A 12,593-nucleotide genomic window follows, 5' to 3' on the forward strand; every position below is an offset into this window, starting at 1 on the left:
CTCCTTATACGATCAATGAACTATTGCCATTGTTGCTGGCAAGGGTGGTGGGCATTTCCAGATAAAAGTCACCAATATTCACGGTGGTCGAATTGACGCCCACCAATGTGATGGTATCTGTACCGATAGTCACAATGGTGTTGCCATTGTTTCCGTTGATAGACACGCTGCTGGCAAAATTACCCGCGTTGATACCTAACAAGACGAGATCAAGGAAGTCCTGCCCGCCGTTGGGGTTACTGTCAAAACCGGTAATTCGGTCCTGCCCAAAGTTGGCGCCAAAAGCGAAGATATCGCTCCCGGCACCACCGTCCAGAATGTCGTTACCTTCCTGACCATTGAGAATATCGTCCCCGCTACCGCCGGAGAGGGTATCCGCGCCCGCACCGCCAATCATGACGTCGTTACCAACTCCGCCTTGCAGGTTATCAGCGCCATCTCCGCCATCGAGGAAGTCATTCCCGATACCACCAAACAACTGGTCGTTACCGCCCATGCCGAACAGATAGTCGTTACCGGTCCCTCCCGTAATGGTGTTCGCAATGGCATTACCGGTACCGATAAAACTACCGCTGCCGGTAAATACCAGTTCTTCCACGTTATCGGTGAGGTCGTAGCTGCTGAGGTTGGTTCGGACAACGTCCGTGCCGCCATTCACACCTTCGATAACTACATCACCGAAATCATCAACAATGTAGGTATCATCGCCCGTGCCGCCGGTCATACTGTCGGCACCAAGCCCGCCATCAAGCGTGTCATTACCGGCATCACCTTGCAGAATATCTTGCCCCGCCTGACCAGAGAGGTTGTCGTTTCCCGCACCGCCAATGAGCAGATCGTCACCTGCTCCGCCGAGTAAGGTGTCATTACCGCCTTCACCGCGTAGGATATCGCTCCAGGCAGTACCGACGAGGGTGTTAGCCCCGTTGGTACCCACAATCAGATCGCCCACGGGCTGGGTGGTGGTCGACGTCAGGACAACAGGGGGGTTGCCTTCATCGTCGACGACGGTAACGACCACCTGCAACGTTCTGCCAACCATAGCCTGACCCGGCGTATAGGTGGCGGAAGTCGCACCGTTAATGTTGACGAATCCGGTTGGCGAACTCATTCTCCATTGATAAGTGAAATTACCGCCGCTCAGACCATCGGCGTCAGCAATGCCTGAAACCACCGCGGTCAGCGTCAGGCTTTCAGTTGGGGTGAGGTCGTTAATTACCGGCACACCAGTCGTGGCCTGATTTCGCGGTAGGATCGCCTGAGTTTGTGCCGACACCAGGGTTTCAGCGTCACCCATGCGGTCGTTAAAACTGGCTACCACACGCAGCGGTGCGCCCTGAATAGCGCCTGGCACTCTGAACTCAACGCCGGTTGCCTGATCTCGCCATTGGCCGTTGACGAATGCCTGCCAGGTCATGGTAATGGCCACATCCGCCGCCAGGCCGTTACCATCCAGCAAGTTCGCCACGTTGACGCGCAGCAGGTCGCCCACCGAAGGGTTAGGATTGCTGATGGTAAGATCGCCCGTCGCTTGCTGCGCCGTCACCCACAGCTGCTTCCCATCGCCAAACTCCAGTTTTTCGATGTTCAACAGACGATCGATGCCATCATTCAGGTTCAGCGCGGCATCCGGCGTGGCGTGATCGACGCGCAGGCTACCGTCCGCCATACGGGTAAAGACATAGTTGCTGCTAACATCACGGTACACCGCGACGTCAGTTTCCGTGCCGTTACCTTCATGCAGGATTTCTCGCACAATCGACAGCTGATTCGGTTTCAGCGTGCCGGCCAGCATGTACGATTTCAGTTCGGCCATTCCTTCGGCGCTGGTGAGTCCCGCCATACCCGTAACGGCAATACGCACGTTGAGCCACGCATCACCATCAATGATATCGTTACCGGCTTTACCCATAATGCGGTCGCTACCGCCACCGCCGAGTAAAATATCGCTACCATCATCAGGGTTCAGGAGCACCGCGTCCGGATTTGTAGAACGCTCTACGCCGAGAATAGCCTGTAAACCGGTGATCCGGTCCGCACCTTCCTGGGTCAGGTTGTTAGAGAGGGGAACGCCCTGAACAGGCGCAGTACCTATCGGCTGTTCTGTCCCGGTCAGGATATCGTCGTATTTCCAGCCCGACAGCCCTTCAACAAGATCAAAACGGTCGCGTAGAATAAACTCCTGCTGGTTGACAAAAATAGGGATCCCAAGGTCAGAGTTAGCGCCATTTGGGTCGCCTTTATGGATAGCCCAGTCGAAACCGGCCATGCCATTATTGCGCTGGATCCCCGCGCCCTGAACCATGATGTCGTCACCGGCTTCGCCATCGTAGTCGGTGTCGTTACCCTGACCGTTAAGAACATCGTGACCGATAATGGTACTGTTGAAGAACAACTCAGAGTTGTCACCCGCCAGCGTGTCAAACCCGTCGCCACCTTCCAGCCAGTCATCGCCTTCGTTGCCCATCAGGAAATCACCACCCGAGCCGCCAAGCGCAAAGTCGTTATCCTGACCCGAGAAGACCTCCTGTGCATCTTCGCCGACCACCACGAAGTCGCTACCGCTGCCACCAAAGACCAGATCGTTTCCGTTACCGGAGAAGATAACGTCATGTCCGGCATCACCGTGCAGGAAGTCCGCATCACCTACAGGCGTACCGGTATCGGTAATAATGTCATCACCGTCACCACCATGGACCACGTCTGCTTCGTCGCCGCCGTCCAGTCGGTCATCTCCGCCATCACCCCACAGACTGTCGATCCCTTTACCGCCGATTAACGTATCATTGCCTGCCGTCCCTCCAAGCACCACATGCCCATCGCCGGTATATTTCAGATACCCACCATCGGCAAAACTATCGCCGTCAACATCCGCACCTGGGTCACGACGCACCAACAACGGCGAGAGCAGATCCTTCAGTGGATTTCCCCATTTCGGGTCGATTTCCGTTTGCAGCACGCGGTTCACTTCAAAAATATGGTCCGGTGTCTGGAACAGATTTGCGGGCAGGTGGGAGGATCCCTCATCGCCAAGATCGCTGTTACGCATTACCAGCGCGGAAAACGAGTTGGCCTCCAGTTCATTGAGTAAGTTCAGCCCCTGAACGCGGCTCAGATAGTAGAAACGATCGCCGTCCTGAAGCATTTCCATTTGTGTTTCAAAGACGAAGTTGAAGGTTGAGCCGAGCATGCCGCCAAATTCATTTTTGCGCTCTGCCAGCCCGCCAATCCAGAAATCGACCATATTCAGGCCGGTCTCTTTGGTTGCCCACGCTCCGGTACTGTTAAAGAAATCCATCGCATCCGCAGGCGGGGCATTGTTAGCATCACCAAACAACAGGAAGTTTACCGCTGCACGCTTACCTTCAAGGCTGGTGGCATTGAGGATCAGCTCATGCTGACCATAGGCGGCCATAAAGTTAATGATTGAAGAGGGATTTTTCAGGTAGGTAGTGAAGTCAGCCCAACTGGTATAAGGCTTCAGTTGACTGTCACCGCTTAATGCAAAAAACTGCTCGCGGGCCTGGTTCAGCGTCGGCATTGCGGTGTCACGGCCACGGGCTATATTAAGCGCGCCTAAATCGAGGGGCAGGCCGATGAGATTATTACGCAGAGCATCGGTAATAAATTCATCAATTTCGTTACCCACCTGACGCGTCATACCACGCACAATTGCGCCAATAGCCTGATCGTCCGTGACGGTGGCCCCGTTGATTTGATTAAATGCTACCGGATTCAGGAATGCTGAAATCAGGTCAATATCGCCGCTTTGCATATCAATGTCGGTGCGCGCCACGGTTTCTGTCAGCATTGAATGCCCGAAACGGTAAACCACATGCGCAAACTCGGCAAAGATCATCGGGTTTATATCCGCCGTGTTGGAGAAAACAAACGGATCGACGGCGGGTTGTACGGTACGGGCAAACTCCTCGAATACGAGGTGCTGATATTGCATTTCCGTGGAGAAACGACCTGCCTGGAATAGGTACTCACCGTTCCATACCAGCGTACTGGTATCGGCAGGTAATTCCGTGATTTGATGATTGGGCATCAACCACTGATTAATGAGGTCGATATCACCGGTTTCCAGCAGTGTTGTTTTATATTGCTCAACCAGACGGTTATGCTCGCTGTGAAAAACGGCGTGCACCGCGGTTAAACCTATATTTTCGTTCCCACGCCCGTCACCGGTAATAAAGTGACGATCGAGCAGTTCGTTATCATAGGTTCCTGCCGGTTGCGCTCCTTCGCCCCCAATAGCAGTGTCATCATCTGCCAGCAGACCCGCTTTTGGCGCGGCAGTATGCGCAATATCATCAAGAAACGCATGGCCGGTGCGGAATGTTCCCTCAGGCAACAGACCGCCGTTGGCTTCAACCAGTCCCCCGGTGGTAACAATCTGTACCTTTCCATTTTCACTTAAAATCAAATTACCATAGCGATCCGTAGCCAGCAGGGGAACATTAAACACATCCTGATCGGTGAGTTTAATGCCAAGCAGAGTTTCAGCCTGGTTTTTAACGTCGGCCCAGGTCGCCAGTCCACCGTTCGCACCGCCTAATAAATTCCCGGTAGGCTCAGGTTTCCCATCAATAATGACGTATTCGCGGATGAAAATCTGATGTGAAGGATGGGAGGTGTAGGTTTGGTTTTGGTCGATGAAGGGGGTAGTCAGGTTTACTGTCTCTCGGTTTTCATCCACCGTTGCCCGGGTTAATAGCATAAAGTTTGTCGACGACCCTTCAACATATAAAGGGTCATCCGGCTGTAGCGGAATGAAAACGATACCGTTGCCTCCTTTGGGAATCAAATCCAGACCGTGGTCAAAAAACTGGCCAAAGAAGGTCATCCAGCCGTTGAAAGCAGGGGAGAGACCGATATCGGGAGACTGGTTAGGAATGGATAACGTTTCTCCGTCTCCTGTAATAGTCCCCCCGCCGGGAGCATCTTTTAACGCGTTAAATACCTCCAGTGCGGCTGGGTTAGATGCCGTTTGATCGGAAATTAAGTTACTAATAATACGTGGGTCGGCATCAATAACGGTGCCACCAATTTGGATATAACTGGTCATTTGGTCCGCATCTTGCCAGTTTAACGCGGTTAATCTCGGCATTGTCTGGTCGGCAGAGCCATATAACTCCTGACCCGGTAGAAGATTATTCCATGAACCATCTACCGTGCGAAGTCCATAAGGTAATAGCGGGCTGGAAACTAATTCTCTAAGCAATTCAGCATTAACGCTACCATCTGGGTTAGTTGCCGCTTCGGATATTTTGATCTGCTTAAGAATAAAAGCAAGATCGTGCAGGGTGACAGTAAAGTCATATTGTGAGGCCATAAGTCATTACCCCTATCTTTACCTGTATTAGCTATCATCACTCTTTTCTTCCGCTTACAAAAAATGACAGAAGAATGAGTCGTATCAGATACCTGATTGTTATTGCATGATTAAAAGTCCATATTTTAAAAATGATGTATCCATGACCAGATTAGCGTTATTCTCCTGAGGATTAGTTAGCACAATAAGATATTCACCTCACTTATACATTAGGTTTTAGAGGTTAATGATCATCGTGTCCCATTGAAATCAAAGACATATTTGAGACACGAAGTTTTGAGAAGACAAGGTCTCCTCAAGGCTGTAAAGGTTTTACTTTTTAAACCGCATATTACAGTTATGTGATGATCATAACTATGGTTTTTCCGTTGGCGACTTCACTCATACTTTTTTATGAAAAGATTAAATTTTCATTTCTTTACATTAGAATTTATGTCAAATCACTTATTAAGAAGAGTTCTCATTAAGTCGAATTTTAAGATGTCGTTGTGTTGAATTATAAAATTTAATATTGGATAAAATTTAACACGACATCATTCCTGATGCCTGATTATGCTATTAGCATAAATCAATACCGTGTGATAGCTGACCCTACGTTTAGTAAAGAACGACCTCTCCAAACAGGTAATACAATGAAAAAAAATATAATTTTTCTCTCCGGGATGATCTTTTCATCGGTCGGTCACGCCAGTGCGCTCTATTTCTATGAAATCGGAACGGAGGATACCGCACTGGCTGGTGCAGGGCAGGCCGCTCGTGCTCAGGATGCCTCTACGCCCTGCGGGGATGACTCGTTTACCTGACCATATGGTCACCGGAGGATTACAGGCGATGGGCGGAGATATTCCCTATACGCTGAATAATACGACAGATGGCAGACAAAGCCCCGGTAATGTAATGACGCTTTTCCCCAATGCCAGCATGTTTTATACACAACGGCTGAGTGATACCGTTTCTGCCGGTTTGGGTTTGTACGGCAACTATGGGTTAGGTATCGACTTCGGCAACTGGGCAGGGGATCAGTTAATTAAACAAAGTACCATGGTTGCGATGACGCTGAGTCCCGCCGTTGCATGGAAACTAAATGATAAGGTGTCGGTTGGCGCAGCTGCAGGGCTAAACTATGGTTTTCTGTCGCTAAGCAGAGATGTCAATGGCCACGATGAGAAACAAAGCGATCATGACTGGGCGATGAATTACCACCTTGGGTTATTAATGGACATAACTGACAATACTCGGGCGGGTGTAACCTGGACCAGCAAGACTGATTATCATTTTAATATAGACGGGACAGCGCGTTTTCCCAATATACCTAATATTGGATATGATCTGCCGATCTCCACACAGGTCCGTGCTCCGCAGCAGGTGATGTTTAGTCTGGTTCACGATATCAACAGGCAGTGGTCAGTGATGGGCGATCTTGGCTGGCAGGACTGGAGTCAGTTTGGCAGCCCGCAGATTACAATAAATGGTCAGCAAAGCGATCGTGATAATCGTCTGAAAGATACATGGCATACAGCGCTGGGCGTGCAATATCATCCCGATGAGCAGTGGCGCATTAATGCCGGTATTGCATATGACAGTTCACCGTACAAATCGCAAAGTGATGTAGCGCTTTCGATGCCAACCGGCGATGAATGGCGACTTGCCACCGGTGCACAGTACCAGATTACGCCAGCCAGCAATATTGGCGTTGCCGTTGAGTATTTGCACATGCAGTCGTCCAACGTCAAATCTGATATCTTTGCAGGCCAATATAAGAACCCGTGGTTATGGTTTGCCAGCGTCAACTACAGCTATCAATTCTAGCGCCGTTATTCCCGATTAAATATCTCACGAATTGTTAATAGTCACCATAGCAGATTATCTATCCGGCGGTGTCTGGTGACCATCTGCTGGTGGTCTTATCACTCATGCTTGTTTAAATAAAAATAAATTTGTACTTTTATTATTGAGCAATTTATGGTTTTAATATGAATCTGTACTACCTTCATGGAATATAGGTAAAAGCATATTGTTTTCAATCTAAATAATACAGGTTTGATTATGCAAATTTCACCTCCGGTACGCCCAGAACAAAGCATACAACGTTTAATGCAAGCACTTGAACCGATTGCAGAAAAGATGAAGGTTGTGCCGCGGCGGCGTATCATGTGGAAATACAAGAATAAGCCTCAACTCTACCTTTTTTTGCAAGGGGAGCTGTCCATTTTACGTTCTTCTGATGGTCTGTTAATCGTGACCGTCTATGAACCCCATCTGTTCGGTATTGCCGAAATGATCCAACCGGTACACGGCCATTTATTGCGCGCTGAAGCTGAATCAACCTTATTACGCGTTGATGCCGATAAAGCACGAGAACTCTTTCATCAACAAGGCTTGTGGGAAGATGCGGCGGCAGTGCTTTCATATCATACGGGTTATCTCTTTTATCGTGATGATTTAGTCGTACAGCAGCGTACTTATTCAGTGATACGTAACCACCTCGAAGAGATGATTTTGTTGCCGGAAGAGACGCGCGAGCGAGTTTCTATTTTGGATTATATTCAGGATCGGACCCACTTATCGCGCAGCAGTGTTTTAAATGTTGTATCTGCGTTAAAAAAAGGAGGGTATATTGATTTTGAACGCGGAGGGTATCTTACTTCCATCAATAAATTACCTGAGCGCTTTTAAATAAACCCACAAACAAGTTACAAATCGATTTTCTAAATTTAATATTCTATTGTAGTGGCATGCTATATATCAATCGCAAGAAATCCTCCTCATCATTCTCTGAGGAGGATTTCTTGTTATTCAATAAGAGAGTTCACGGACTGATTAATGCCTAACAGTCCTGTTTGATTATGCTCCTTATAATAAAAATTGTTCATTTGCTGCATTTGTTCGAGCTTGGTTAAAGAAGCATAAACCTGGTATGCCTGGCTATGAACGTCAAACATCTCTCTTGGCTTAACCTCATGAAGATATTCATTTTTTAACGAACTCACGACGTTTTCAATTTGCTGTTTATTATCCTGGTATAAGGACAGGGATGCCGAGTCACTACTTGATTTTGACTCGGGTTGTGCCTGAACAACAGGGATCACCATTTTATTTATTTTAACAACTTTCTCTGGGGGAGAAGTATTACAGCCAGAAAGTATCCCAGTGATGAGAAGTAGATAGAGAGTGCGCATATATAGTGTTCTAAAGACAATGGATGCCAGCCATTATCTTTTTATACAGTCAGGTGTCTACAGCTATTTTGTTTAAATAAAAACAAAATGAAATTTAAAATTAAATGTCATTGCATTATATTGTTTCATAAGATCATGTTAGCCTACGAGCATTAGATCATAGAAACCTGATAAACACAGTATTACGGAAGCTTCTCAACAATCGGAGCAGCAGGGTTTCTAATATATTATTAGTGAGGATTTATGAAACTTAATAAACTAGTGAGTTATCTGGCATTAGCTGGCGTGTGTTCAACATCATTAATATCACTACCTGTATTGGCACAGGAAGGGGCAAAAGATGCGACTGCTCAGACCAAAAGTGCGAATGACGCCTTATATGGTCAATTGCCATTCACTGATAAAACCGATTTTATGAACGCTCATAAAGGTTTTATTGCTCCGCTTCCCAGTGAATTGATTAAAGGTAAGCAGGGAAATGTTGTTTGGGACCCTCAGCAATATGCCTTTATCAAAGAGGGCGAAAAAGCCCCCGACACGGTTAATCCAAGCCTGTGGCGTCAGTCGCAGTTGATCAATATTGGCGGCTTGTTCCAGGTCACTGATGGCGTGTATCAAATCCGTAATCTTGATCTCTCGAATATGACAATTATGGAAGGGAAAGAGGGCATTACGGTCATTGATCCGCTTGTCTCGGCAGAAACCGCGAAAGTAGGAATGGACCTTTATTATAAGAATCGCGGTAAAAGACCCGTTGTTGCCGTCATTTATACACACAGCCATGTTGATCACTACGGTGGCGTCCGCGGCGTGATTGATGACGCTGATGTGAAATCCGGAAAAGTGAAGGTATATGCACCGGCTGGTTTTATGAAGGAAGCTGTATCTGAAAATATTATGGCAGGTAACGCCATGAGTCGCCGAGCCAGTTACATGTACGGCAATCTGCTGAAACCGGATGCAAAAGGTCAGGTCGGTGCGGGTCTGGGGACGACAACCTCCGCCGGTACGGTGACGCTGATTGAACCCACTAACTATATTACCCACACCGGGCAGAAAGAAGTTATCGACGGTCTAACCTATGACTTCATGATGGCACCGGGATCGGAAGCACCTTCTGAAATGCTGTGGTATGTAGAAGAGAAGGGAATGATCGAAGCTGCAGAGGATGTCACCCATACGCTACATAACACTTATTCATTACGTGGCGCGAAGATCCGCGATCCGCTGGCATGGTCAAAATATATCAATGACGTTATTGGCCGCTGGGGTGGAAAGGCAAACATTATTATTGCTCAGCATCACTGGCCGACCTGGGGTAATGAAAATGTGGTGAAGTTAATGAAAAGTCAGCGTGATATGTACCGTTACATCAACGATCAGACGCTGCGTATGGCTAACCAGGGGCTGACCCGTGACGAAATCGCCGCTAACTTCAAACTGCCGTCTGGTCTGGAAAAATCATGGGCCAGCCGTGGATACTATGGTTCTGTCAGCCATGATGTGAAAGCAACGTATGTCTTTTACCTCGGCTGGTTCAACGGTAATCCGGCAACACTGAATGAATTACCGCCCGTTGATGCCGCGAAGAAATATGTCGATTATATGGGCGGCGCTGATGCAATCATGCAAAAAGCGAAAACGGATTACGCCCAGGGCAATTACCGTTGGGTGGCGCAAGTCACTAACAATATCGTCTTTGCTGATCCGAGCAATAAAGAAGCCCGTAATCTGGAAGCCGATGCCCTTGAACAAATGGGTTACCAGGCTGAGTCCGGTCCATGGCGTAATTTTTATCTGACAGGTGCACAAGAATTACGCAACGGTGTGGTAAAAGGCGCGACGCCAAATACCGCCAGCCCGGATACCGTTAAGGCCATGTCGCCGGAGATGTTCTTTGATTATCTCGCGGTACATATTAACGGAGAAAAAGCGGCAAATGCGCAGGCAGTCTTCAACGTCGATTTAGGTGCTGACGGCGGTAAATACAAACTGGAACTGGAAAACGGTGTTCTTAACCATAGCGCTGATGCACAGGCCAGCAACGCTGATGCCTCCATTACACTTAACCGTGCAACGTTGAACAAAATCATTCTCAAGGAAGAATCGCTGAAACAGGCAGAAGAGAAGGGTGATGTACAAATTTCCGGCAATCATGCCAAGCTTGATGAGTTCCTCGGGTATTTAGATAGCTTTGATTTCTGGTTTAACATGGTAACGCCTTAATTGTAGAGACAAACTATGCCATAACCCGCCAGCACTGGCGGGTTTTTTATTGTTGCTTATCAGAGTATTGAGTTGTACGAGACTGTATAGCAGTTGCTATACATAAGCCTTATGGTATGCTTGTAAAGCAATTGCTATACAAGAGGCTTAATAATGAAATCAGATGTCCAGCTCAACCTTAGAGCTAAAGAATCCCAACGCGCACTTATTGATGCGGCCGCAGAGATTCTACATAAATCGCGTACAGACTTTATTCTGGAAATGGCCTGCCAGGCGGCAGAGAACGTCATTCTCGATCGCCGAGTGTTTAATTTTAATGATGAACAATACGCTGAGTTTATCGAGATGCTTGATGCTCCGGTTGCCGAAGATCCCGCTATCAGGAAGCTACTGGCAAGGAAACCACAGTGGGATTTGTAACCGCACCTGAGCCACTAACTCACATTCATCAATTGGCGGAATTTGTCAGCGGAGAAATTGTTCTAGATGATTGGTTAAAGCAAAAAGGGTTGAAAAATCAGGCTCTCGGTGCAACCAGGACGTTTGTTGTCTGCAAAACAGACACGCGACAAGTCGCTGGCTTTTATTCACTGGCCACTGGTAGCGTCAACCACACAGAAGCAACAGGCAATCTTCGGCGTAACATGCCAGATCCAATCCCCGTAATTATCCTTGCCAGATTGGCCGTAGATCTTTCTGTTCGTGGAAAAGGGTTAGGGGCCGATCTGCTTCACGATGCGGTACTGCGGTGTTACAAAGTGGCAGAAAATATTGGCGTGCGTGCCGTTATGGTGCATGTGCTCACAGACGAAGCTAAACGTTTTTATCTTCACCACGGATTCAAAGCATCTCAACTGCAGGAGCGAACTCTGTTCCTTGGGCTTTCATGATTGTAATGAGCAGAGGAGGTCAATGGCCAAACGCGGGCCACATGGGGACTCAACTGAGTACGTATCAAATTGTATTTAACATAATATACATTATGCGAACTAAGGTAGATAGAGGCTGAATCTGATGTTTTATGGTCATCATTGTGCTGCTCAATAATGACGCCTCAAAACCCTTTCAAGCGCAGTTACCTCAACAGCGCTAACAGTTCTGGATGATGGCTCTCGACTGCAGCTGGTTATGCAAATAGCTGTTTTATGTCTTCTACAATTCCACCGCGACTCTCACTTCACTGAACATTAGAACTGATAACTGTAGTTCACACTGGCAAACCACAAATAGACTGATTAATTATCGGCAAAGACGATACAGAACATGTTGTGCCAATCGATGATCTGGCGGCAACGCGGGATGCGTAAACTCTTCTGTTTTATTCATACCAAGTCGTATCATCAGATTCTCTGACGGTTTATTCAGCACAGAAGTAAATGAAACGACTTCATTTAGCGCCAGTACGTCAAAAGCAAATGCAAGACTCGCTTGCGCGGCTTCTAACGCCAGCCCCTGGTGCCAGTATGCTTTAGCAAGCCGCCAGCCAATTTCGGTACAGGGTGAAAAATGAAATTTATCAGGTTGTGGATGCAACCCCACACAGCCCACAAACTGGTGTGTTTCTTTTAGCTCTACGGCCCAAAATCCCCAGCCGCGTTCTGCAATACCTTCACTAAATCTATCGGCCAGGTTATCGCTTTCAGCTTTCTGTAGCGGCGCGGGGAAAAAACGCATCACGTCAGAATCGGCATTGAGTGCAGCAAAAGGGGCTCGGTCTTTAGCCTCCCACTGTCGTAATATCAACCTTGATGTTTCCAGCATATTCCTGCCCTTATCATTCATTTTCATATAATCTTCTAAAATAAGTGGCTCATCGGCAAGGTCTTATAACGTCCTTTTCCGACTTTTCC

General features: G+C 47.8%; 7 protein-coding genes and 1 pseudogene. 5 read left to right on the top strand and 3 right to left on the bottom strand.

Annotated elements, in window-relative coordinates:
- Nucleotides 1–4: 4 nt before the first annotated feature.
- Nucleotides 5–5,338: a peroxidase family protein gene (locus LY264_RS12840; RefSeq protein ID WP_071692398.1), complete on the bottom strand. Its 5,334-nt coding sequence runs from the start codon at nt 5,336–5,338 to the stop codon at nt 5–7.
- A 632-nt stretch (nt 5,339–5,970) separates the two neighbouring features.
- Between LY264_RS12840 and LY264_RS12845 the strand changes: the two are divergent.
- A pseudogene (locus LY264_RS12845) lies at nt 5,971–7,147 on the top strand (OmpP1/FadL family transporter).
- Between the two features lie 237 nt (nt 7,148–7,384).
- Entirely contained in the window at nt 7,385–8,014 is a 630-nt protein-coding gene (locus LY264_RS12850; protein ID WP_071692397.1) for a winged helix-turn-helix transcriptional regulator, read from the top strand.
- 116 nt (nt 8,015–8,130) lie between these two features.
- Here the strand turns inward: LY264_RS12850 and LY264_RS12855 are convergent, their stop codons facing one another.
- Complete coding sequence (locus LY264_RS12855) at nt 8,131–8,517, bottom strand: hypothetical protein (protein ID WP_048226505.1); 387 nt, start codon at nt 8,515–8,517, stop codon at nt 8,131–8,133.
- A 243-nt stretch (nt 8,518–8,760) separates the two neighbouring features.
- Here LY264_RS12855 and LY264_RS12860 point away from each other — a divergent pair, with 243 nt between their 5' ends.
- The 3 genes from LY264_RS12860 (at nt 8,761) to LY264_RS12870 (ending at nt 11,633) form a co-directional block, all read left to right on the top strand.
- Nucleotides 8,761–10,743: an alkyl/aryl-sulfatase gene (locus tag LY264_RS12860; protein ID WP_071692396.1), complete on the top strand. Its 1,983-nt coding sequence runs from the start codon at nt 8,761–8,763 to the stop codon at nt 10,741–10,743.
- A 153-nt stretch (nt 10,744–10,896) separates the two neighbouring features.
- Entirely contained in the window at nt 10,897–11,163 is a 267-nt protein-coding gene (locus LY264_RS12865) for a type II toxin-antitoxin system TacA family antitoxin (RefSeq protein WP_008784769.1), read from the top strand.
- A complete protein-coding gene (locus tag LY264_RS12870; RefSeq protein WP_048214201.1) occupies nt 11,151–11,633 on the top strand; it encodes a GNAT family N-acetyltransferase in 483 nt (160 codons plus the stop codon). Before LY264_RS12865 ends, LY264_RS12870 begins: the two co-directional genes overlap by 13 nt.
- A 349-nt stretch (nt 11,634–11,982) precedes the next feature.
- Here the strand turns inward: LY264_RS12870 and LY264_RS12875 are convergent, their stop codons facing one another.
- Nucleotides 11,983–12,504 (bottom strand): GNAT family N-acetyltransferase, encoded by a 522-nt coding sequence (locus LY264_RS12875; RefSeq protein ID WP_048226507.1) that lies wholly within the window; start codon nt 12,502–12,504, stop codon nt 11,983–11,985.
- Nucleotides 12,505–12,593: the final 89 nt, after the last annotated feature.

This window comes from Citrobacter portucalensis (assembly GCF_023374935.1).
In the GTDB taxonomy this organism is placed as follows: Bacteria; Pseudomonadota; Gammaproteobacteria; order Enterobacterales; family Enterobacteriaceae; genus Citrobacter; species Citrobacter portucalensis.

What these genes read in the sequence shown, in the direction of transcription:
- LY264_RS12855 (WP_048226505.1), bottom strand. Translation starts at nt 8,517, where the DNA reads ATGCGCACTCTCTATCTACTTCTCATCACTGGGATACTTTCTGGCTGT.
- LY264_RS12840 (WP_071692398.1), bottom strand. Translation starts at nt 5,338, where the DNA reads ATGGCCTCACAATATGACTTTACTGTCACCCTGCACGATCTTGCTTTT.
- LY264_RS12865 (WP_008784769.1), top strand. Translation starts at nt 10,897, where the DNA reads ATGAAATCAGATGTCCAGCTCAACCTTAGAGCTAAAGAATCCCAACGC.
- LY264_RS12875 (WP_048226507.1), bottom strand. Translation starts at nt 12,504, where the DNA reads ATGCTGGAAACATCAAGGTTGATATTACGACAGTGGGAGGCTAAAGAC.
- LY264_RS12850 (WP_071692397.1), top strand. Translation starts at nt 7,385, where the DNA reads ATGCAAATTTCACCTCCGGTACGCCCAGAACAAAGCATACAACGTTTA.
- LY264_RS12860 (WP_071692396.1), top strand. Translation starts at nt 8,761, where the DNA reads ATGAAACTTAATAAACTAGTGAGTTATCTGGCATTAGCTGGCGTGTGT.